Here is a 21,587-nt window from a genome sequence, read left to right as displayed (position 1 = left end):
CGGGTAGTCAGCTATCGGGTGTGGGGAGGCCGTTCATGCGCGGAGACGTGGAGTGGGGCAGCATCCCGGGCCTGGTGCGCTCGGCCGCGGCACGGTACGCGGACGCCGAGGCGGTGGTGGAGGGCCGGACGCGCATCTCCTACGCCGAGTTGGGCGCCCGGGTGGAACGTGCGGCGGCCGCCTGTATCGCGAGTGGCGTGGAGGTCGGCGACCGGGTGGGCATCTGGGCGCCCAACTCGACGGACTGGATCGTCTCGGCGCTGGGCGCGGTGTCGGCGGGCGCGGTGCTCGTGCCGCTGAACACGCGCTTCAAGGGGAGCGAGGCCGCGTATGTGCTGCGCGGCAGCGGGGCGCGGCTGTTGTTCGTGACCGGGACGTTCCTGGGGACGTCGTACGTGGCGTCGCTGCGGCGCGCGGCGGGGGAGGGGGCCGGGGACGGTCCGCTGCCCGGGCTGCCGGCGCTGGAGCAGGTGGTGGTGCTGGCCGATGACGCGCCCGCCGACTTCCGTACGTGGAAGGACTTTCTCGCGGGCGGGGAGGGGGTGGGGGAGGACGAAGTGCGCGAGCGTGAAGGGCAGTTGGACGGTACGTCGGTCTCGGACATCATCTTCACGTCCGGTACGACGGGCCGGCCCAAGGGCGCGGTGATCACGCACGCGCAGACGCTGCGGGGATACGAGATCTGGAGCGACCTGGCGGGGCTGCGGCAGGGCGACCGGTACCTGATCGTGAACCCCTTCTTCCACACCTTCGGCTACAAGGCGGGCGTGATCGCCTGCCTCATGCGGGGCGCGACGATGATCCCGCAGTCGGTGTTCAACGTGGACACGGTGCTCGCGAACATCGCGGCGGAACGGGTGTCGGTCCTCCCGGGTCCGCCCACGCTCCACCAGTCCCTCCTCGACCACCCGGCCCGCGACGCGCACGACCTCTCGGCGCTGCGGCTCGTGGTGACCGGCGCGGCGGTGGTGCCGTTGCGGCTGGTGGAACGGTTGCGGGGCGAGCTGGGAGTCGGGACCGTCCTCACGGCGTACGGCCTCTCGGAGGCCAGCGGCATCGTGACGATGTGCCGGCGCGGGGACGATCCCGCGGTCATCGCGTCGACGTCGGGGCGGGCGATCCCGGGCACGGAGGTCCGGGTGGAGGCGCCTGCCGGTACCCCGGGCGAGGTGCTGGTCCGGGGCTTCAACGTCATGCGGGGCTACTACGAGGACGCGGCGGCCACGGCCGAGGTGCTGGACGAGGACGGCTGGCTGCGCACCGGTGACGTCGGCGTCCTGGACGAGGCGGGTAATCTCCGGATCACCGACCGGATCAAGGACATGTTCATCGTCGGCGGCTTCAACGCGTACCCGGCGGAGATAGAGCAGCTGCTGGGCGTCCATCCCGATGTCGCGGACGTGGCGGTGATCGGCGTACCGGACGCGCGGCTCGGCGAGGTCGGCAAGGCGTACGTCGTGCGGCGGCCGGACGTGACGCTGACCGGCGACGACCTGATCGCCTGGGCGCGGCGGGAGATGGCGAACTACAAGGTGCCGCGAGTGGTGGAGTTCGTGGGGGAGTTGCCCCGGAACGCGAGCGGCAAGGTGGTGAAGGGGGAGTTGCGGGGGCGGTGAGGGACCAGCCTCCCGGACCCAGCCCCTCGAACCCAACCCCCCTCGGACACACATCGGCCGCGACGGCTCCCCCCGGTGCCGTCGCGGCCGATCCCCCGTGCGGTGCAGCCGGTCAGACCGGCTCGCCCGTGGCGTGCACGTTGTCCGTCGACGCGTCGGTGTCCTCGTCGAGGGCGGCGGTGATCGGCTCGCCCGTGGCGTGGACGTTCTTCACGGTGACGGGCCCGATCGTGGCGTGGACGTTGTCCGGAGTCACGGTGGTCGGCTCGTCCGTGGCGTGGACGTTGTCGGTGCTGTTGTCGTCGCTCATCTCACTGGCTCCCCTGTTACGTGCGGTGATTGGGCGGGATCCGCCCGGCAACTCCCCCGAGAACTGCCGGACGGATCCTCAGGGCCGGTTCACCATAGATCCCCGGCCGACCGCCGTTCCGTCTGCCCCCCGACGCGACGGCCCGACACAGCTGAGAGTGTCGGACCGCGATAAACGAACGATGAACGTCCGTGCGGAGAGGACGAATCCGGTCGGTGTCAGGCGGCGGCCGTCGGCGTCAGCAGGCCCCTGACCTGGTCCGCCTCGGGTGCTCCCAGCGTTTCGAAGAGGTCGAGGGCCTCGCGCCAGCACACCTGGGCGCGGCCGGGCTGCCCGATGCCGGCGAGGCCGCGGCCCAGCACGGTGAGGACGTTCCCGCGCCGCCAATCGCCGCCGATACCGCGCAACAGGGTCAGCGCCGCCTCGGCGTTGACCGCGGCCTGGGCGGGCCGGCTTGCCGCCAGGTCGAGTTCGGCGAGCCGGAACAGGGTCATGCCCTCCCACAGGCGCTGCCGGCTGTCCCGGAACACCTGGAGCGCCTGGTTGAGGCACTCGGTCGCCTCGGACAGCTGGCCGCTCTGCGTGAGGGCGAGCCCCAGGGCGTACCGGCCGTTGGCGCCCCGCAGATCGTGCCCCATGTCGTCGTACATCGCGGTGCCCTGCTGGGCCAGGGCCACCGCGCTCGCCGTGCGTGAGGTGGCCAGGTGGATGCGCGAGAGGTTGCACAGGGCGCTCGCCTCGCCGGGGCGGTCCCCGAGCACGCGGAAGCTCTCGATGGCCCGGGTGAAGTGGGCGGCGCCCTCCTCGTGCCGGTTCTGGTAGAGCGCGACCACACCGCTGATGTTGGAGGACCAGCAGCAGGTGAGCGGGTCGTCGGCCTGAGTGGCCAACTCGGTTGCCTGCTCGGCCTCTTGGAGCGCCACGTCGAACCGGGAGCCGGAGATGTGGTGCACGAAGGCCAGCAGCGTCAGCGCCCGTGCCTCCGTGTGGGGATCCCCGGCCTCCCGCGCCGTGTTGCGCAGGAGTTCGGCGACGGCCTCGTACTCCTTGGAGTTGGTACCCGACTCGGCCAGGTCGACCGCCGCCCACAGGACGTCCACGGCCCGCCGGAGCGTCCCCGCCCGCGCGGCCTGCCGGACGCAGGCCAGCAGGGAGACCGCCTCGGCGTACAGCCAGTCCTGCGCGGTGTGCCGGTCCGAGAACACGAGGCCCGGATGGTCGGTGTGCTCCAGGTGGTCCACCAGCCGGTCGCCGGGCCGTTCGATGAGGTAGACGCCCGAGACGGTGGCCAGGTAGAAGTCCAGCAACCGCGAGAGCGCGGTGGCCGGTTCGCTCGGCGGCCACTCGTCCCGCTCCGCACACGCACGCGCGTAGAGCCGCACCAGATCGTGGTACCGGTACCGCCCGGGAGCCGCCGACTCGACAAGTGACGTGTCTACGAGGGATTCCAGCAGGTCCTCGGTCTCCTCCACCGGGAGGTCCAGCATCGCCGCCGCCGCCGCGAGGGAGAGGTCCGGTCCGTCGGCGAGGCCCAGCAGCCGGAACGCGCGCGCCTGCGCCGGCTCCAACTGGCCGTATCCCAGCTCGAAGGTGGCCTTCACGGCGAGGTCGCCGGCCTGGAGCTCGTCCAACCTCCGCCGCTCGTCGGCGAGTTTGGCGGCGAGGACCGAGACCGTCCAGGTGCGGCGGGCCGCGAGGCGGGAGGCCGCGATGCGGATCGCCAGGGGGAGGAAGCCGCAGGCCGCGACCACGTCCAGGGCCGACTCCCGTTCGGCGGCGACCCGTTCGGCGCCGACGATCTTCGTGAAGAGCTGGAGCGCCTCCTCGGGGGACATCACGTCGAGGTCGACGAGATGCGCCCCGGCGAGGTCCACCATCCGCACCCGGGACGTCACCAGCGCCGCGCAGCCCTCCGTGCCGGGGAGCAGGGGGCGTACTTGGGCCGCGTCCCGCGCGTTGTCCAGCAGGACCAGCACCCGTCGCCCGTCCAGCACCGACCGGTACAGCGCGGAGCGTTCCTCCAGCGAGTCCGGTATCGCGGAGTCCGCGGTGCCCAACGCCCGCAGGAACGCGCCCAGTACGGTCTCCGGTTCGGCCGAGCGGGAGCCCGCGCCCTGGAGGTCGACGTACAACTGGCCGTCGGGGAAGGCGGATCGGGCCTGGTGGGCCACATGGACGGCGAGGGTTGTTTTCCCTACTCCGCCGATTCCCGCGAGTGCCGACACCGCCATCACGCGGCCCTCGGCCGATGCCAGGACGTCGCTCAGTTCGGACACGAAGGACACGCGTCCGGTGAAGTCCGGGACCGTCGCCGGTAGTTGGTGGGGGCGGACCGGTGCCACCGCGGTCTCCGCCGCCGGTGCGGAGGGCTCCGCCAGGCCCGGGTCGGCCTGGAGGATGCGCTGTTGCAGTTCGCGCAGGCCCGGGCGCGGATCCACGCCCAGTTCGTCGGCGAGCAGGCGCCGGGTGTCCGCGTACACGGCCAGGGCTTCCGCCTGCCGGCCGGAGCGGTACAGGGCGAGCATGAGCAGCTCGCGGAGGCGTTCGCGGAGCGGGTGGGCCGCGGTGAGGGCGGTCAACTCGCTGACGGCCTCCGCGTGGCAGCCCTGCTCCAGGTCCATGTCCAGGCGGGATTCGAGGAGTTGGAGCCGCCACTCCTCCAACCGGACGCGCTGCGCCTCCGCGTAGGGCCCCGGGAGACCGGCCAGCGGCTCGCCGTCCCACAGCGCCAGCGCCCGGCCCAGCACGTCCCGCGCATGGCACAGGTCACCCGCCGACTTCGCCTTCTCCGCCTCGTTCGCCAGATCGTGGACCTCGGCCACGTCCAACGCGCCCTCGGGCAGCCCCCGTACGGCATACCCGCCCGACTCGCTGACCAGGACCCCGGCGTCCAGGACCTTCCGCAGCCGGGACGCGTACGTCCGCACCGCGGCCAGCGCCTGCGACGGAGGGTCGTCACCCCACAGGGCGTCGATCAGCTCCCCGGCGGTCGCCGTGCGGCCCTCGCGCAGCAACAGCGCGGCCAGCAGCGCGCGTTGCTGCGGGGATCCCATGGGCAGTGAGACAGGGCCCCGCCAGGCACGTACCGGACCGAGCACGCTGAAACGCAGCGCGCTCGACTCCTCGTCGGAGTCGGGGCGCCGCTGCTCCGGTACTCGCGGTCCACCGTCCATCGCCGTTCCCCCTAGGCAAGCCTGATAACTACGACAGTTTGCCTTGTCCGGAGCGGATGCGTCAGCTCTCGGAGACACCGCTCACAGGTGGCCGCGCGGGATATCACAAGGCTCTCACACGGCCTGCGCACAGTTCCGCACACAACCGAGCATCCCGAACCCGTATCCAGCTAGCTGACGGGCCGTCAGATCGGCGCTACCGTGAGCGCCATGGACACCCAGAACCCCCAGGAAACCGACCAGGCCACCCTCCCGCTGATCATCTCCGTCGACGACCACACCGTGGAGCCCGCCGACGTCTGGCAGCACCGGCTGCCCAAGAAATACCTGGACACCGGCCCTCGCATAGTCCGCGCGCCCCTGAAGGAAATGACGTTCCTGGGCGGCCGGTTCAAGCCCGTGATGGGCGAGATCGGCGACGACGGACCCATCGGCGACTGGTGGGTCTACGAGGATCTGCACCGCCCCCTCACCCGCCTCGACACCGCCGTCGGCTACAGCAGGGACGAGATCAAGCTCGAAGTCATCACTTACGAGCAGATGCGTCCGGGGTCGTACGACGTTCCGTCCCGGCTCGCCGACATGGACGTCAACCACGTCCAGTCCGCGCTGTGTTTCCCCACCTTCCCCCGCTTCTGCGGCCAGACGTTCACCGAGGCCGCCGACCGCGAACTCGCCCTGCTCTGCGTCCGCGCCTACAACGACTGGATGGTGGAGGAGTGGTGCGGCCCGGACGCGCGGGGCCGCCTGATCCCCCTGCCTCTCATCCCGCTCTGGGACCCGGAGTTGGCCGCGGCGGAGGTCCGCCGCAACGCGGCCCGCGGCACCCGCGCCGTCGCCTTCTCCGAGATACCCCCGCACCTCGGCCTGCCCTCCATCCACACCGACGACTGGGACCCGTTCCTCGCCGCCTGCGCCGAGACCGGCACGGTCATCGCGATGCACATCGGCTCCAGCAGCCGGATGCCGTCGACCTCGGCGGACGCGCCGCCCGCCGTCGGGTCGACGATCACCTTCGCCAACTGCTGCTATTCGATGGTGGATTGGCTGATGAGCGGCAAGTTCGAGCGCTTCCCGGACCTCAAAGTCATGTACGCCGAGGGCCAGATCGGCTGGATTCCCTACATCCTGGAGCGCGCCGACGTCGTCTGGGAGGAGAACCGAGCCTGGGGCGGCGTCGCCGACAAGGTCCACCGCCCGCCGTCGGAACTCTTCACCGAGCACGTCTACGGCTGCTTCTTCGACGACGCGTTCGGGCTCCGCAATCTGGACTCCATCGGCGTCGGCAATGTGCTGTACGAGACCGACTACCCCCACTCCGACTCCACTTGGCCCAAGTCGCGCGAGGTGGGCGAGGCACAGATGGGGCACCTGGCACCGGACGTGGTCGAGCGGATCGTACGAGGCAACGCGATCGAACTGCTGGGCCTGACGCCCGAAGGCCTCTGGGAAGGCCCCAAGTGACGCGCCCCGCCTACGGGTTGCAGCTGCCCGTCCAGTCCCAGAGCACCATCTACGCCGAACCCTGGGAGGCCGACGCGGGCCCCGCCGACCTCGTCGAGATCGCCCGGGCCGCCGACCGCGCGGGCTTCGACTACATCGCGGGCTGCGACCACGTCGGCGTCCCGCGCCGCCTCGCCACCGCCATGAGCACGATCTGGTACGACCCCGTCGCCACCCTCTCCTACCTCGCGGCCGTCACCGAACGCGTCCAACTCCTCAGCCATGTAGCGGTCGTAGGCCTACGGCACCCCCTGCTCACCGCCAAGCAGTACGCCACCCTCGACCACCTCAGCGGGGGCCGGCTGATCCTCGGGGTCGGCGCCGGGCACGTACAGGAGGAGTTCGAGGCGCTGGGCGTCGACTTCGAGCGGCGCGGGTTCGTCCTCGACGAGTCGATCGACGCGTTGCGCGCCGCGCTCGGACCGGACGAATTCCCGGAGCACCACGGCAAGTTGTACGACTTCGAGGGGCTGGGGCAGCGGCCGCGTCCCACCCAGGAACACGTCCCCCTCTGGGTCGGAGGATCGTCTCCCGCCGCCGTACGCCGGGCCGCGCTCAAGGCGGACGGCTGGCTGCCGCAGGGCGACCCGCGCGACAAGCTGCCCGCGCAGATCGAGCGGATACGGCGACTGCGCGAAGAAGCGTCGATCCAGGGGCCGTTCGTGTTCGGGGCAATCACCGAGCCGCTGTACGTGGGTGATCCGGGGTGGGAGGTCGGGCGGCGCACGCTCACCGGGGCGCCCGAGGTCCTCGCCGAATCCCTGCGTGCCTACGGGGAGATGGGCGTGGACCAGATCCAGGTGCGGTTCCGGTGCCGTGACCGAGCTGAACTCACGGACCAAATAAGCGAGTTCGGGACCGAGGTGGGACCGTTGCTCTGATCGCGACTCTCATCACGTCACGACTCTCGTCACGACTTTGATCACGGCCTGTTTGAACACGGTTACGCCGAGCCGCGTATGTACAGACGTACGGACGTTTTGGCTCCGGCGGAAGGACCTCCGAAGTGCGATCCTCCGAGCGACTCGTAGTTGCCGTGGCCTCTGCGGGGGTCACCTGGCCGCATGAGAACTGGCCGCCCCCGGACGATCCGTACGTGGAGCGTGTGGTGCATGTCCCGCCGCCCTACGAGGGGTTGGCGGAGACCACGGCGGACGTCGTCGTGCTGCACTGCGAGGATCCGGCCGTGTCGTTTCCGCGGCTGTTGGAGGTGCTCCGCACCCGGAAGGTCCCGGCGGTCGTGGTCAGTCCGCGCCGGGACACCGAAGCGGTGGTCGAGGTGTTCCGGGCCGGAGCGGGCTATCTGGTCGAGGGCGACCACTGCCCCGAGATGATGTCCTCGGCGATGGTGGCGGCCACCGTCGGGCACTCCTACCTCTCTCCGTCGGCGACCGCCGCCCTGCGCGAGGGAGCCCGGCGGATGGCCGCGACCGACGACGCGATGGAGCGGCTGCGCGCGCTGCTCTCGCCGCGCGAGCAGCAGATCATGGAGCTGCTGTCGACCGGTCTGGGGGCGCAGCAGATCGGGCAGCGATTACGGCTGAGCGAGAAGACCGTGCGCAACAACCTCAGCAACATCTATGCCAAGTTGGACGCCAGGAGCGGCACGGACGCGGTCCTGCGGTGGCTGGGAGCCACGCCCGTGCTTCGCACCTGAGAACATTCGGGAACATCCGGGAACGCCTGGCCGGAATCCCTTTCCGGGGATCAGGGTGCCGGGACCTCCGACAGCGGTATTTCCACGTCGGTGACATTGGCGCCGCCCTGGCCGAATCCGGCCTCTTCGGACTGGAGGGCCTTCGTGGAGTTCGGGACGGTGTCGGCCGCGGTGGTGTTGCATTTCACATTCCGCAGCCAAAGGCGCCCGTCGGGCGTTCCGTTGTTCAGGATCTGCGGATAGAAGACGTGCACGGTGGCGGCACCCTCGCTGGGCGAGAAGAACACCGTCTGGCCGTCCTGTGCCTCCTTGTACGTCGCCTTCAGGAATCCGCTCACATCGGTGCGCTTGGCGGACCACATGAAGAAGGCGGTGCTGTCCGCCTGCACGGTGTCCGTCCGGTTGAAGGCGAGGGTGGTCGTCTTGTCGTCACGCGTGATGTTGATGGTCGACGTGCTGAATTCCAGGCCGACTTCGAAGAGCGAGTTGCCGAGTTTCGTACCGGCCTCGGTGACGGTTCCCTCTTCCACCTGAAGGGTTCTCGTTACCGAGGTGCTCACGTTGAAGGTCTTCGTCGCGGTGCTCGTGGAACCGCAGTTGTCGGACACCGCGGAGACGCGTTCGTTGGGCCCGAGGCTGTTCGCCTTGAACTGCACGTCCACGAACTCGCAGTTGGCCAGTTTGTCGGAGTCCGCGGAACAGTCGGCGCTCACTTCGGACGGGGTGGCGGCGTTCGCCTGGTTCATCAGCGGGATGATCACCGCGAGCGCCGCGACGGGGGCGAGGGCGAGGGTGATGCGCTTCTTCTTGCTCCGGTGGCTTCTGGGGCGGGGGGTCTGGGTCATGGGGATCTCCGGTGGGGGTGAGGGTGGAGGTGGAGGTCGGGTCAAATGGCTGTGAACTGGGGTTACTTGAGGGCCGGCTGTCGGCTCAGCAGTCCTCCAGGACCGCCTTGGAGGTGCCGTCCACGACACCGGGGGCGCCGGCCGCGCCCGGCAGGATGACCGGTCCCTCGACGACGTCCGGGGCCACGAAGTTCTGCTCCGGACTGGCGGGCAGGACGGTGGTCTGTTCCCGGGCGTTGATCCGCACCCGCCATTCACCCGTCATACGCTGCAACTTGGGCGTGAACTCCATGTGGAGCACCTTGCCGACCGGCACGTCCCGCGCTTCCGTGTCCCCGGCCGTCGCCGATTTCACGGTCATGTCGAGGGTGCCCTTGTGCTTGGCCCAGGCCCCGCTCAGGAATCCGAACAGGCCGCCCGCGGCGCCCTGTTGGGTGGAGACGTACGTGCCCTGTCCCTGTGCCGAGGTCGACGACCAGGTGATGGAGACCTTGGCCGGATCGGTGGCGTTCGGCTCACAGTTGGGGAAGTCGATGGACGCCTTTTCGGTGGGGCCGTCGAAGGTCTCGAAATTCGTCTCCACGTAGTCGCAGTTGTCGGCCTGGAAACCGTCCGCGAAGGCGCCGCCGAAATCCTCCACGGACCGCTGTTCGCCGTTGACCACGGCGGACCTCTCGCACATGGTCATGATCTGGTCCGGGGGCTTCGCGTCGGCCGCGTTCGCCGACGGCAGCAGGGCGACGACCACCCCTCCGGTGGCGAGTGCCGCGCCGATCGCCACGTACCTGACTTTCCTGTTGCGCAATCTCCTCTTTGCCATGACAGGAATTGTTGGAGCCAAGCCGAGGTATGGACAGAGTCAAATGTCCCTACTCCGCGGTCACTTGAAGTGCGCTTGTGCACGCGCGAAGTGCTTGCGGTGCGCTCACGGTGTGCTCGCAGTGTGCTTGTGCAAGGGCCTTCCTGCTATCTGACGCTCCGTCAGCTGCGGCGCTACGATGCCCCGCATCCACCGATCCCGAGGAGGCCCGCATGGGCAAGCTGGACGGGCGTGTCGTTCTGGTCACCGGAGCGGCGCGTGGGCAGGGGGAGCAGGAGGCGCGGCTGTTCGCGGCCGAGGGCGCGAAGGTCGTCGTGGCCGATGTGCTGGACGAGCAAGGGGAGGCACTGGCAAAGGAGTTGGGCGAGTCCGCGTCCTACGTCCATCTCGATGTCGGTGATGAGGCGGACTGGAGTGCCGCCGTGGGGGCCACGAAGGAGACGTACGGGCGGATCGACGGGCTGGTCAACAACGCGGGGATCCTGCGGTTCAACTCCCTTGTGGACACGCCCCTTGAGGAGTTCATGCAGGTCGTGCGGGTGAACCAGGTCGGCTGCTTTCTCGGGATCAAGACCGTGGCGGCGGCAATGGAGGACGGCGGCACGATCGTCAATACGGCGTCGTACACGGCGGTGACGGGGATGGCGGCGGTCGGGACGTACGCGGCGACGAAGCACGCGATCCTCGGGCTCACCCGCGTCGCCGCGCTGGAGTTGGCGGACCGGCGTATCCGGGTCAACGCGATGTGCCCGGGTGCCATCGACACGGCGATGTCCAACCCGGCCCAACTCGACCCGGACGCCGACGTCGAGGCGATGTCCAGTGCCCTCGACGAGCTGTACCGCAAGCTCGTGCCGCTGGGCCGGATCGGGAAGCCGGCGGAGGTCGCCCGCCTGGCACTCTTCCTGACCTCCGACGACTCGTCCTACATCACCGGGCAGCCGTTCGTGATCGACGGGGGCTGGCTGGCCGGGGTCAGCGTCATCTGACGTCATCCGACAGCACGCGGGGGCATCTGACGGGGCGTCATCTATTGACGAATCTGACGCTACGTCAGAAAGTCGTAGCACTCATAGGGACCATCTGGACTGGGACGGTGAACCTCCTTGGAATTCGGGCTCTTTGTACAGGGATACGTGGGCAAGCGCGCCGAGACGGACCCGCTGGCCGAGCACAAGGCGCTGATGGAGGAGACCGAGTACGTCATCCAGGCGGACAAGTCCGGCTTCAAGTACGCCTGGGCGTCCGAGCACCACTTCCTGGAGGAGTACTCGCACCTCTCGGCCAACGACGTCTACCTCGGCTACCTCGCCCACGCCACCGAGCGCATCCACCTCGGGTCGGGCATCTTCAACCCCCTCGCCCAGGTCAACCACCCGGTGAAGGTCGCCGAGAAGGTCGCGATGCTCGACCATCTCACCGGTAATCGCTTCGAGTTCGGGAGCGGGCGCGGGGCCGGCTCGCACGAGATCCTCGGGTTCATACCGGGGGTGACCGACATGAACTACACCAAGGAGATCTGGGAAGAGACCATCGCCGAGTTCCCCAAGATGTGGCTCCAGGACGAGTACGTCGGATTCCAGGGCAAGCACTGGCAGTTGCCGCCGCGGAAGATCCTGCCCAAGCCGTACGGGAAGGCGCACCCCGCGATGTGGTACGCCGCCGGGTCGCCGCCGTCGTATGCGATGGCAGCCCGTAAGGGGCTGGGGGTGCTGGGGTTCAGCATCCAGAAGGTGTCCGACATGGAGTGGGTGCTGGAGCAGTACAAGACGGCGATCGTGAACGCCGAGCCGGTGGGGGCGTTCGTCAACGACAACGTCATGGTGACCACGACGGCGATCTGTGCGCCGACCCATGACGAGGCGATTCGTATCGCCACGAGTGGGGGGCTGCACTATCTGCCCTCGCTGGTGTTCCGGTACCACGACACGTTTCCTCGGCCTGAGGGGTTCCCGGTGTGGCCGGAGACCCTGCCCGAGTACACGCCGGAGTTTGTCGAACTCCTCGTGGAAGAGGAGCTGTTGATCTGTGGGGATCCGGATGAGGTGCTCACTCAGTGCAAGCGGTGGGAGCAGGCGGGGGCGGATCAGTTGAGCTTTGGGTTGCCGGTGGGGGTGCCCAAGGAGGAGACGTTGCAGACGATTCGGTTGATCGGGGAGCACGTGGTTCCGAAGATCGACACGGATCCTGTTCACCGGACTACGCGGTTCCGGGAGACGGCCTGAGGTTGTACGGCGGCTGCGGGGGCGTGGGGGCTGGTCGCGCAGTTCCCCGCGCCCCTAAAAGCAGGTCGGTCAGCGCATCGCATGCTTGAGGAGGCAAGGCTCGTGCTCGATCACGTCATCAAAGGTGTCACCGTCGTTGATGGGACGGGGGCGGCCGGGTTTGTCGCCGACGTCGGTATACGGGACGGGCGAATTGCCGTCATCGGGACGGTGGTTGAGGAGTCCCGGACGTCGGAGGACGCCGCCGGCCTCGTCCTCGCGCCCGGGTTCGTCGATCCCCATACCCACTACGACGCCCAGCTGTTCTGGGACCCGTATGCCACGCCGTCCCTCAACCACGGAGTTACCACCGTCGCCGCCGGCAACTGTGGTTTCACGCTTGCCCCGTTGAATCCTTCCCGGGCTGCCGATGCCGATTACACGCGGCGGATGATGTCCAAGGTTGAGGGGATGTCGCTGGTTGCTCTCGAAGAAGGGGCGCCCTGGACGTGGTCGTCCTTTGGGGAGTATCTGGACGCTCTTGACGGGCGGATCGCTGTCAACGCGGGCTTCATGGTGGGGCATTGTGCGCTGCGCCGGTATGTGATGGGGCCGGAGGCTGTCGGTGGGCAGCCGAGTGAGGAGCAACTCGCCCAGATCGTGCGGCTGTTGCACGAGGCCATGGACGCGGGGGCCTGGGGTTTCTCCACCACGCAGTCCTCCACCCACTCGGACGGGGACGGGAAGCCGGTTGCCTCGCGGCATGCGCAGCCTGCCGAACTCATCGCGCTTTCGCGGGCTGTTGGGGAGCATGAAGGGACACAGATCGAGGCCATCGTCGCGGGGTGTCTCGATCAGTTCAGTGACGCGGAGATCGATCTCTTCGTCGAGATGAGCGCGGTGGCCGGCCGGCCGTTGAACTGGAACGTGTTGACCATCGATGCCGCCGTTCCCGAGCGCGTACCTCGGCAACTGTTCGCGAGTGAGCGGGCTCGGAAGGCCGGGGGCAGGGTCGTCGCGTTGACCATGCCGATTCTCACGCCGATGAACATGTCCCTCGGTACGTTCTGTGCGCTGAACCTGATACCCGGGTGGGGACCGATTCTGAGCCTGCCCGTGCCCGAGCGGATCGCCAAGTTGCGGGAGCCGGACGTACGGGCCGAGATGCTGCGGAACGCCAACAGCAAGGAGGCGGGCGTCTTTCGGCGGCTCGCCGACTTCGGGCGGTATGTGATCGGGGATACGTACAGCGAGGCCAATGAGGGGCTGACCGGGCGGGTGGTCAAGGACATCGCCGCCGAGCGGGGGCAGGAGGCCTTCGAGTGTCTCGTCGAGATCTGCGCGGCTGACCAACTCCGTACGGTTCTTTGGCCGATGCCTTCCGACAATGACCCCGCCTCCTGGGCGCTGCGGGCCGAGACCTGGCAGCACGAGGACGTGTTGCTCGGTGGGTCCGATGCCGGGGCGCATCTGGATCGGATGTGCGGGGCGCCGTACACGACCCGGTTCATCGGGGACTGTTTGCGGGGGCGGAAGTTGGTGGGGTTGGAGCAGGCCGTGAAGATGCTCACCGATGATCCGGCGCGGTTGTTCGGGCTGCGGGAGCGGGGGCAGTTGCGGGAGGGGTGGCATGCGGATCTGGTGCTCTTCGACCCGGAACGGATCGACGCCGGCAAGGCCACCCTGGTGCACGACCTGCCGGGCGGCAGTCCGCGTCTCGACTCCAAGGTGATCGGGATACGAGCCGTGTGGGTCAACGGAGTTGAGGCCATCCGGGACGACGTGGTGAGCGGGAACGTGCCCGGGCGGGTGCTGCGGTCGGGGCGGGACACCAGGACGGTGAGCACGAGGTGAGTTCCGGGGCGGGCTCTCAAGTGGCGGGCGGGCAGCGGTTGTTCGTCGGCGGGGAGTGGGTCGAGCCTGACGGTGGGTACTACGCCGTGGTCGATCCCGCTACCGAGGAGACCGTGGGGTGGGCGCCGGAGGCCTCGCGGGGACAGGTGTTCGCCGCTGCCGCCGCTGCCCGGGAGGCGTTCGGGCCCTGGTCGCGTACGTCGGCCGAGGAGCGGGCGGCGATTCTCGGGCGGGCGGCTGATCTCATCCGTCGCGGGCTCGTGTCGTACGCCGAGCTCGCCCAGGCGGAGAGCGGCGCCACGACCGGGACCGCGCGGGGCATGCAAGTGGGCGTCGCCGCGGCCCGGTTCCGGCGGTACGCGACCGTCGAACCTGCCGAGTGGGCGATCGCGCCGCAGGTCAACGAGGCCGGGCCGTTCGGGCGGGCGGCTGTCATGGGTGCGGTTGCCGTGCGGCAGCCGGTGGGTGTTGTCGCCTGCATCACGTCGTACAACAACCCGTGGGCCAACCCTGCCGGGAAGATCGCTCCCGCCCTCGCCATGGGCAACACGGTGGTGGTGAAGCCGGCGCCGCAGGATCCGTTGTCCGTGTACCGGATGGCGGAGGCCTTGGAGGCGGCCGGGGTGCCTCGCGGGGTCGTGAACGTCGTCAACGGGCAGTCGGTGGAGGTGGGGGAGGCCGCGGTCGAGTCCGGTGACGTCGACATGGTCAGTTTCACCGGGTCTACGGCTGTGGGGCAGCGGATCGCCGAGGTGTGCGGGCGAGGCATGAAGCGGCAGTTGATGGAGCTGGGCGGGAAGGGGGCGGCGGTCGTCTTCGACGACGCGGATCTCGCCTCTGCCGTGTCCGGGATCGGGACGACGTTCTCCTTCTACAGCGGGCAGATCTGTACGGCGCCTACGCGGGTGCTGGCGCAGCGCGGGATCTACGACCGGCTGGTCGAGCAACTGGCCGTGTACGCAGGGGCGTTGAAGGTGGGCGATCCGCGCCTGCCGGACACGGTCGTCGGGCCGGTGATCTCGGCGGCACACCGGGAGCGCGTCGAGTCGTACGTCGAACTGGGCCGGAAGGAGGGCGCGGTGGTTGTAGCAGGTGGTGAACGGCCGTCCACCGGACCGGGGTTCCTCGTCGCACCCACCGTCCTCGCCGACTGCGGCGCCGAGATGCGGGTCGTCCGCGAGGAGATCTTCGGGCCGGTCGTCGTGGTCGTCCCCTTCGACTCCGAGGAGGAAGGGGTCGCCCTCGCCAACGACAGCGACTACGGCCTCATCGACTACGTGTGGTCGGGGGACGTGGCCCGGGCGTTCCGGGTGGCGCGGCTGCTGCGGGCCGGCGGGGTGGGGGTCAACACCGTGGGGCGCAACATGGAGGCGCCGTTCGGGGGGTTCAAGAAGAGCGGGGTGGGGCGGGACGTGGGGTCGTACGCGCTGCATGCGTACAGCGAGGTGCAGGCGATTGTGTGGGCGGGGTGACGTCTTTCGGGCCGGTCATTGATACCAGTCGTCGCCCTCGGACCTGAGGGAACGGTCCAGGTAGTCGCGCAGGTCCCGGGCCACCCACCGGCGGCTGTCGTCCTCGTGCTCCCATACGAAGACGTCGGGCCGCCCGTCGGGGACGCGCACGAACGCGAACTGGTCGCCGCCGCCGTTGTCGCCGAAGAACAGCAGCGGCTCGAACGGCATGTAGAGGTCGGCGAACATCGGGTCCGACCAGAAGCGCAGGTTGTCCGCGACGATCCGTTCCAGGGTCCAGACGGTGTCGAGCCCGTAGGAGCCGCGGATGCCGTTCGTCTCTTGGAGCAGGTCCGCGAGCGCGGCGGGGAGCCGCCGACCGAGTTGCAGCTCTGCCGCGCGGAGGGTCGGCGCATCGACCGGGACGTCGAACTCCGCCTCCGGGCAGGCCTGTTGGGCGGCGCCTTTCCACATACGCGCAGGTTATGTGGGCTCAGTCCCCCAAATCCACCCGCACCGTCAACAGACTCGACCCCATCGCCTTCACCGCCGCGCTGTTGAAGCGGGGCAGGGTGCGCAGGCGGGCCTGAGGGTCGTCGTCCGGGAGGAGGTGGGCCGTGCCGGTGTGCCAGCGGCCCATGATGCGGACCCGTACCTTCGGGTTCGCCTTGATGTTGCGGACGTAGTGGGAGAGCTCGCCGAACTCCGAGACCAGCCAGAACGTGTTGCCGATACGGCGGCCGCCGAGCGGGGTGCGGCGGGGTTGGCCGGAGACGCGGCCCGTGGTCTCCAGGACGGTCTGGGTGGGGAGGTGGCGGGTGACCGAGTTCAGCACGCGTTGGATCCGGCTGATGGTGCGGTACTTGGCCTCGGGGTTCGGTGTCGGCATCTTTCTCGGATCTCCTGTTGCTCGGACGGGGCGTGGACTTCAATGATCGCGTGCGCGTAGTGACATGGAACCTGTGGTGGCGGTACGGGCCCTGGGAGGCCCGGCAGAAGGCGATCCTGGCCGTGTTGCGGGAGCTCGATCCCGATGTCGTCGGGTTGCAGGAGGTGTGGGATGCCGAGGGTGTGAACCTCGCCGCATGGCTCGCCTCGGAACTCGGTATGCACTGGACCTGGGGAGCCTCCCACGACCCCGGGTTCTGGCAGCGACGGCTCGGCGATCCGACCGTCGGCATCGGCAACGCCGTGCTCAGCCGCTGGCCCGTCGCCGAGCGGGCCGTACTGCCGTTGCCGCCGGGCGATGGAGACGGCGGCCGGCTCGCGCTGTACGCGGGGCTCGACGCGCCGGGTCACCGCATCCCCTTCTTCACCGCCCACCTCTCCTCCGCCACCGAGGCCTCGGCCGTACGGTGCCAACAGGTCACCGCACTCGCGGAGTTCGTCGCCGAGCACCGTGGAGAGGGGCCCTTTCCGGCTGTCGTCACCGGGGACTTCAACGCCTGGCCCGACTCGGACGAGGTCCGGTTGTTCGGTGGGTACCGGACCGCGCCGCCCGTTGCCGGTCAAGTCCTCATGGATGCCTGGGACTTCGCCGAACCCGGGGCGCCCTCGGTCACCTGGGATCTCAGGAACCCTTATGTCGCGGGGACGTTCGGGCCGAGCGTCCGTATCGACTACGTCTTCGTGGAACCGACCGGGAAGGGCGGGCTCGGGCATGTGCGGGGCGTACGGCGCGCGGGCGACGGGCCGGTCGACGGGGTGTGGCCGACCGACCACGCGGCCGTAGTCGTGGAGTTGGGCGACGGGACGTCCTAGGCAGTCGGGACGATCACTTGCCGCCGCCCGTACCCAGGAAGATCGGGTTCGTGAGCGCCGCCAGCGCCCCCGGTACCGTCCCCGCCGCCGTCTCATGCCTCAACTCGGCCCGTACGTACGCCGCGTAGGCAGCCGTCGTATGCCACTCCACGCTCCCCGCCCCGCCCACCGGCAGCGGATCGCTGGTGAACAGGACCCCCTGGTCGGTCACGAAGCGAACGGTGCAGCGCGGGGCGCCCGTGGCCTCCAGCCGTACCGTGACCGGGGTGTCCGCGTCGACCCCCAACCGCTCGCCGATTCCCGCGTGTTGGGCCCGCCCACCCGTCGCGGTGAAGGTGAGGGAGAGGTTCTTGGACTCGGAGATGTAGGAGTGGCCCGCGCGGAGGCCGTCCTGGATCGCATCCCTCGTCAAGTCGTCGGCCAGGACGACGGTTTGGGGGAGGCCGACCGCGTCGGGGTCGCGGTGGGCGTCGCTGTTGCCCATCGCCGGGAGCCACGCGCGGTTGTCGCGGACCGAGGCCACCAGCGTCGCGTCCCAGGAGGCGAGGGCGACCTCGTCGTCGGGCGTGTAGGGGCCGTTCCACACCTCGACCGCGTCCGCCTCGCCGAAGCCGAACTTCCAGGCGCAGCCGATGCAGGTGGCGTGCGGGTGGGCGGGGACGACCAGGCCGCCGGCGCGGCGGATCTCGCGGGCGTACCGGCCGAAGCGGTTGTCGCGGGCCCGGTAGCGCCAGTCGATGAAGGCGCCGGGTTCGGTGCCGAGGGCGACGACGTGACCGTTGCGCGTCGTCACCTCCTCGCCCAGCATGATCAGCAGGTCGTCGCCCGCCTCGGAGGCCCAATGGGGGTGCGAGGACGTCGTGTTGTGCTCCGAGGTGTTGATGAAGTCGAGGCCCGCCGCCCGCGCCAGCGCCGCGATCTCGGCGGGGGTGCGGCGCCCGTCCGAGTACCAGGAGTGCAGGTGGCAGTCACCCCGGTACCAGGCCCGCCCGCGCCCCTTCGCCCGCTCCGGCGGGTACACCGGCTGCGGGGCGGCGCCCGGTTCGCCGTAGGTGAGCGTGATCGTGAGCTCGTACGACAGTCCCTGCGGGGAGACCGTGTAGGGGCCGAGTGCGATGTGCCAGGTACCGGCGTGCACCGGGCCGGGGAGGTAGCCGGGGGTCGCGTCGTCCACGCGGAGGAAGAACTCCGTGCGGGCGCCGCCCGACCAGCCCCGGAAACCCCGGCCGCCGAGGTCCGTGCCGTGCTGGTCGAAGATGCCGATGTCGAGCGCGTTGCCCTGGGTGCCGGCCGGGACGGACGGTCTGTCGTAGGTGTACGCCACCTTGAGCTCACTGACCCCGGTGGGGACCTCGACGGGCACATACACATAGTCGGGCGAACCGGTCGGGAGCGTGCCCCGGACCGTCCGCGTCTCCTGGGTACCGCTTGCAGGGGTTGCCGCACCGCTTGCGAAGGTCACACTTCCCAACGTAAGCGCGGCGGTGGCGCCCGTCACGATCAGTGCACGTCGGTTGAGGGCGTTTCCGTGATCGTCGTCGCACATGCTGCTGCTCCCGGGGTGTCGTGAGTGACAGGGATGGCGCGGAGGTGACCCGTACGACTCTGATAGTCGGCTGTGAACTCCCGTGCAAGGACAGGGAATCGGCGGGTGTCGGGAAACAGGAGTCGGCACGGGCGAGGGCCGGAGCCGGTACGGGGAGGGTGGGGTGCTGCCCCTACCAGTGACACCGTGTAACGATCTGCCCGGCCGAAACGAATCGGGCGTCCCTCTTTGGCCTGATCAGACCGATCGTATGCTCGAAGGATGACGACTCCCGCGCGCTCCGGAACCGGCCCGACCGAGAACTCCATGCGTCGCGCCCTCAAACGCGCCCGTGACGGCGTCGCCCTCGACGTGACGGAAGCGGCCGTGCTGTTGCAGGCCCGCGGCGAGGCCCTCGACGACCTCACCGCGTCCGCCGCCCGGGTGCGCGACGCGGGCCTGGAGACGGCCGGCCGCCCCGGCGTGATCACGTACTCGAAGAGCGTCTTCATCCCCCTCACCCGCCTGTGCCGCGACAAGTGCCACTACTGCACCTTCGTCACCGTCCCCGGCAAGCTCCGCCGCGCCGGCCACGGCATGTTCATGTCCCCCGACGAGGTCCTCGACATCGCCCGTCGCGGCGCCGAACTCGGCTGCAAGGAAGCCCTGATCACCCTCGGCGACAAGCCCGAGGACCGCTGGCCGGAGGCGCGCGAGTGGCTCGACGCGCACGGCTACGACGACACGATCGCGTACGTCCGCGCCATCTCCATCCGCATCCTGGAGGAGACGGGCCTGCTCCCGCACCTCAACCCCGGGGTGCTGACCTGGACGGACTTCCAGCGCCTCAAGCCGGTCGCGCCGAGCATGGGCATGATGCTGGAGACGACAGCTACTCGGCTCTGGTCCGAGCCCGGCGGCCCGCACTACGGCTCCCCGGACAAGGAACCGGCCGTACGCCTGCGGGTGTTGGAGGACGCGGGCCGCTCGTCCGTCCCCTTCACCTCGGGCATCCTGATCGGCATCGGCGAGACGTACGAGGAGCGCGCGGACTCCCTCTTCGCGCTGCGGAAGGTGTCGAGGTCGTACCACGGCATCCAGGAACTGATCATCCAGAACTTCCGCGCCAAGCCGGACACGGCGATGCGCGGCATGCCGGACGCGGAGTTGGACGAGCTGGTGGCGACGGTCGCGGTGGCCCGCCACATCATGGGCCCGGCGGCCTGCATCCAGGCCCCCCCCAACCTCGTCGACTCGGAGTACAAGCGCCTGATCGGCGCGGGCATCGACGACTGGGGCGGGGTCTCGCCCCTCACCATCGACCACGTGAACCCCGAACGCCCGTGGCCCCAGATCGAGTTGCTCCGCGAGCAGTCGGCGGAGGCGGGCTTCGAACTCCGCGAACGCCTGTGCGTCTACCCGGAGTTCGTGGGCCGCGGCGAACCCTGGCTGGACCCGCGCCTGTTGCCGCACGTGCGGGCACTGGCGGACCCGGATACGGGCCTGGCGCGCGAGGACGCGAAGGTCGAGGGCCACGCGTGGCAGGAGCCGGAAGAGGCCTTCGTGTCATCCGGCCGCACGGACCTCCACACGACGATCGACACGGAGGGCCGCACGTCCGACCGCCGTGACGACTTCGACGAGGTCTACGGCGACTGGGGCGCCCTGCGGGAGGCGGCGGCGCCCGGCATGGTCCCCGAGCGCATCGACACGGACGTACGGCAGGCGCTGGCGACGGCGGCCGACGACCCCACTCGCCTCACCGACGCGGAGGCGCTGGCGCTGCTGCACGCGGACGGTCCGGCGCTGGACGCGTTGACGCGGATCGCGGACGACGTGAGGAAGTCGGCGGTCGGCGACGACGTCACCTACATCGTGACGCGCAACATCAACTTCACGAACGTCTGCTACACGGGCTGCCGTTTCTGCGCCTTCGCGCAGCGCCGTACCGACGCGGACGCGTACACACTCTCCCTGGACCAGGTGGCGGACCGCGCCCAACAGGCCTGGGAAGTCGGGGCAGTTGAGGTCTGCATGCAGGGCGGAATCCACCCCGACCTGCCCGGCACGGCGTACTTCGACATCGCGAAGGCGGTGAAGGAGCGGGTCCCCGGGATGCACGTCCACGCGTTCTCCCCCATGGAGGTGGTGAACGGCGCGACGCGCACGGGCATGTCCATCCGCGAGTGGCTGACGGCGGCGAAGGAGGCGGGCCTCGACACGATCCCCGGCACGGCGGCGGAGATCCTCGACGACGAGGTCCGCTGGGTCCTGACGAAGGGCAAGCTGCCGACGGCGACATGGATCGAAGTAGTCACGACGGCGCACGAGTTGGGCATCAGGTCGAGCTCGACAATGATGTACGGCCACGTGGACCAGCCGAGGCACTGGCTGGGCCACCTCCGAACGTTGGCCTCCATCCAGCAACGCACGGGCGGTTTCACGGAGTTCGTGACGCTGCCGTTCATCCACACGAACGCGCCGGTGTACTTGGCGGGGATCGCTCGCCCCGGCCCGACGATGAGGGACAACAGGGCGGTGGTGGCGATGGCGAGGCTGCTCCTCCACCCGCACATCCCCAACATCCAGACCAGCTGGGTGAAGTTGGGCTCGGAGGGGGCGGCGGAGATGCTGCGCTCCGGGGCGAACGACCTCGGCGGCACGTTGATGGAGGAGACGATCTCGCGGATGGCGGGCTCGTCGTACGGCTCGTACAAGTCGGTGCGGGACCTGGTCGCCGTAGCGGAACTGGCGGGTCGGCCGGCGAGGCCGCGCACCACGCTCTACGGCGAGGTGTCGGAGGAACGGCAGCGGACCGCTTCCGTCTCGGACGGGCATCTGCCGGAGCTGTTGCCGGTGCTGGACTGA

Annotated in this window: 17 protein-coding genes; 10 read left to right on the top strand and 7 right to left on the bottom strand. The window is 69.5% G+C overall.

Going from position 1 to position 21,587, the window contains the following annotated elements; all coding sequences use genetic code 11:
- Positions 1-35: 35 nt before the first annotated feature.
- Positions 36-1,616: a FadD3 family acyl-CoA ligase gene (locus ACIBK4_RS19745; protein ID WP_398996037.1), complete on the top strand. Its 1,581-nt coding sequence runs from the start codon at positions 36-38 to the stop codon at positions 1,614-1,616.
- A gap of 112 nt (positions 1,617-1,728) precedes the next feature.
- On the opposite strand, the gene ACIBK4_RS19740 is transcribed toward ACIBK4_RS19745, so the two are convergent.
- Complete coding sequence (locus tag ACIBK4_RS19740) at positions 1,729-1,926, bottom strand: hypothetical protein (protein WP_398996036.1); 198 nt, start codon at positions 1,924-1,926, stop codon at positions 1,729-1,731.
- Positions 1,927-2,144: 218 nt separating this feature from the next.
- Positions 2,145-5,099: a BTAD domain-containing putative transcriptional regulator gene (locus tag ACIBK4_RS19735; protein ID WP_398996035.1), complete on the bottom strand. Its 2,955-nt coding sequence runs from the start codon at positions 5,097-5,099 to the stop codon at positions 2,145-2,147.
- A 210-nt stretch (positions 5,100-5,309) separates the two neighbouring features.
- Between ACIBK4_RS19735 and ACIBK4_RS19730 the strand changes: the two genes are divergently transcribed.
- From ACIBK4_RS19730 to ACIBK4_RS19720, 3 genes are all read left to right on the top strand, one after another.
- On the top strand, positions 5,310-6,563 hold the full coding sequence (locus ACIBK4_RS19730; protein WP_398996034.1) for an amidohydrolase family protein: 1,254 nt from the start codon (positions 5,310-5,312) through the stop codon (positions 6,561-6,563).
- Complete coding sequence (locus ACIBK4_RS19725) at positions 6,560-7,483, top strand: LLM class F420-dependent oxidoreductase (protein ID WP_398996033.1); 924 nt, start codon at positions 6,560-6,562, stop codon at positions 7,481-7,483. Before ACIBK4_RS19730 ends, ACIBK4_RS19725 begins: the two co-directional genes overlap by 4 nt.
- A gap of 215 nt (positions 7,484-7,698) precedes the next feature.
- Positions 7,699-8,259 (top strand): response regulator transcription factor, encoded by a 561-nt coding sequence (locus tag ACIBK4_RS19720; RefSeq protein WP_398996032.1) that lies wholly within the window; start codon positions 7,699-7,701, stop codon positions 8,257-8,259.
- A gap of 50 nt (positions 8,260-8,309) precedes the next feature.
- Here the strand turns inward: ACIBK4_RS19720 and ACIBK4_RS19715 are convergent, their stop codons facing one another.
- Together ACIBK4_RS19715 and ACIBK4_RS19710 are read right to left on the bottom strand one after the other, a co-directional pair.
- Entirely contained in the window at positions 8,310-9,104 is a 795-nt protein-coding gene (locus ACIBK4_RS19715; RefSeq protein ID WP_398996031.1) for a hypothetical protein, read from the bottom strand.
- 85 nt (positions 9,105-9,189) lie between these two features.
- Positions 9,190-9,924 carry a hypothetical protein gene (locus ACIBK4_RS19710; protein WP_398996030.1) on the bottom strand — a complete coding sequence of 245 codons (735 nt, stop codon included), beginning with the start codon at positions 9,922-9,924 and terminating at the stop codon, positions 9,190-9,192.
- Between the two features lie 212 nt (positions 9,925-10,136).
- On the opposite strand from ACIBK4_RS19710, the gene ACIBK4_RS19705 reads away from it, so the two are divergent.
- The 4 genes from ACIBK4_RS19705 (at position 10,137) to ACIBK4_RS19690 (ending at position 15,454) form a co-directional block, all read left to right on the top strand.
- Positions 10,137-10,913, top strand: a complete 777-nt coding sequence (locus ACIBK4_RS19705; RefSeq protein WP_398996029.1) for an SDR family NAD(P)-dependent oxidoreductase — start codon at positions 10,137-10,139, stop codon at positions 10,911-10,913.
- A 117-nt stretch (positions 10,914-11,030) separates the two neighbouring features.
- Positions 11,031-12,149 (top strand): LLM class flavin-dependent oxidoreductase, encoded by a 1,119-nt coding sequence (locus ACIBK4_RS19700; RefSeq protein ID WP_078652839.1) that lies wholly within the window; start codon positions 11,031-11,033, stop codon positions 12,147-12,149.
- A gap of 81 nt (positions 12,150-12,230) precedes the next feature.
- Positions 12,231-13,982: an amidohydrolase family protein gene (locus tag ACIBK4_RS19695; RefSeq protein WP_398996028.1), complete on the top strand. Its 1,752-nt coding sequence runs from the start codon at positions 12,231-12,233 to the stop codon at positions 13,980-13,982.
- Positions 13,979-15,454: an aldehyde dehydrogenase family protein gene (locus tag ACIBK4_RS19690; protein ID WP_398996027.1), complete on the top strand. Its 1,476-nt coding sequence runs from the start codon at positions 13,979-13,981 to the stop codon at positions 15,452-15,454. The genes ACIBK4_RS19695 and ACIBK4_RS19690 overlap by 4 nt, the downstream gene beginning before the upstream one ends.
- 15 nt (positions 15,455-15,469) lie before the next feature.
- On the opposite strand, the gene ACIBK4_RS19685 is transcribed toward ACIBK4_RS19690, so the two are convergent.
- Positions 15,470-15,907, bottom strand: a complete 438-nt coding sequence (locus tag ACIBK4_RS19685) for an SMI1/KNR4 family protein (protein WP_398996026.1) — start codon at positions 15,905-15,907, stop codon at positions 15,470-15,472.
- A gap of 19 nt (positions 15,908-15,926) precedes the next feature.
- Positions 15,927-16,322, bottom strand: coding sequence for a nitroreductase/quinone reductase family protein (locus tag ACIBK4_RS19680; protein ID WP_398996025.1), 396 nt, complete (start codon positions 16,320-16,322; stop codon positions 15,927-15,929).
- A 50-nt stretch (positions 16,323-16,372) separates the two neighbouring features.
- On the opposite strand from ACIBK4_RS19680, the gene ACIBK4_RS19675 reads away from it, so the two are divergent.
- A complete protein-coding gene (locus tag ACIBK4_RS19675; protein ID WP_398996024.1) occupies positions 16,373-17,194 on the top strand; it encodes an endonuclease/exonuclease/phosphatase family protein in 822 nt (273 codons plus the stop codon).
- A 13-nt stretch (positions 17,195-17,207) separates the two neighbouring features.
- Here ACIBK4_RS19675 and ACIBK4_RS19670 read toward each other — a convergent pair whose 3' ends face one another.
- Positions 17,208-18,740 carry a CehA/McbA family metallohydrolase gene (locus ACIBK4_RS19670; RefSeq protein ID WP_398996023.1) on the bottom strand — a complete coding sequence of 511 codons (1,533 nt, stop codon included), beginning with the start codon at positions 18,738-18,740 and terminating at the stop codon, positions 17,208-17,210.
- A gap of 261 nt (positions 18,741-19,001) precedes the next feature.
- On the opposite strand from ACIBK4_RS19670, the gene ACIBK4_RS19665 reads away from it, so the two are divergent.
- Entirely contained in the window at positions 19,002-21,587 is a 2,586-nt protein-coding gene (locus ACIBK4_RS19665) for a bifunctional FO biosynthesis protein CofGH (protein ID WP_398996022.1), read from the top strand.

Source organism: Streptomyces sp. NPDC050528 (genome assembly GCF_044457795.1).
GTDB lineage: Bacteria > Actinomycetota > Actinomycetes > Streptomycetales > Streptomycetaceae > Streptomyces.
This window is presented reverse-complemented; position numbering and strand designations above follow the sequence as displayed.

Coding starts and splice junctions, on each gene's coding strand:
- ACIBK4_RS19665 (WP_398996022.1), top strand. CDS start 19,002: ATGACGACTCCCGCGCGCTCCGGAACCGGCCCGACCGAGAACTCCATG.
- ACIBK4_RS19670 (WP_398996023.1), bottom strand. CDS start 18,740: ATGTGCGACGACGATCACGGAAACGCCCTCAACCGACGTGCACTGATC.
- ACIBK4_RS19705 (WP_398996029.1), top strand. CDS start 10,137: ATGGGCAAGCTGGACGGGCGTGTCGTTCTGGTCACCGGAGCGGCGCGT.
- ACIBK4_RS19740 (WP_398996036.1), bottom strand. CDS start 1,926: ATGAGCGACGACAACAGCACCGACAACGTCCACGCCACGGACGAGCCG.
- ACIBK4_RS19730 (WP_398996034.1), top strand. CDS start 5,310: ATGGACACCCAGAACCCCCAGGAAACCGACCAGGCCACCCTCCCGCTG.
- ACIBK4_RS19745 (WP_398996037.1), top strand. CDS start 36: ATGCGCGGAGACGTGGAGTGGGGCAGCATCCCGGGCCTGGTGCGCTCG.
- ACIBK4_RS19710 (WP_398996030.1), bottom strand. CDS start 9,924: ATGGCAAAGAGGAGATTGCGCAACAGGAAAGTCAGGTACGTGGCGATC.
- ACIBK4_RS19685 (WP_398996026.1), bottom strand. CDS start 15,907: ATGTGGAAAGGCGCCGCCCAACAGGCCTGCCCGGAGGCGGAGTTCGAC.
- ACIBK4_RS19695 (WP_398996028.1), top strand. CDS start 12,231: ATGCTTGAGGAGGCAAGGCTCGTGCTCGATCACGTCATCAAAGGTGTC.
- ACIBK4_RS19680 (WP_398996025.1), bottom strand. CDS start 16,322: ATGCCGACACCGAACCCCGAGGCCAAGTACCGCACCATCAGCCGGATC.
- ACIBK4_RS19735 (WP_398996035.1), bottom strand. CDS start 5,099: ATGGACGGTGGACCGCGAGTACCGGAGCAGCGGCGCCCCGACTCCGAC.
- ACIBK4_RS19715 (WP_398996031.1), bottom strand. CDS start 9,104: ATGACCCAGACCCCCCGCCCCAGAAGCCACCGGAGCAAGAAGAAGCGC.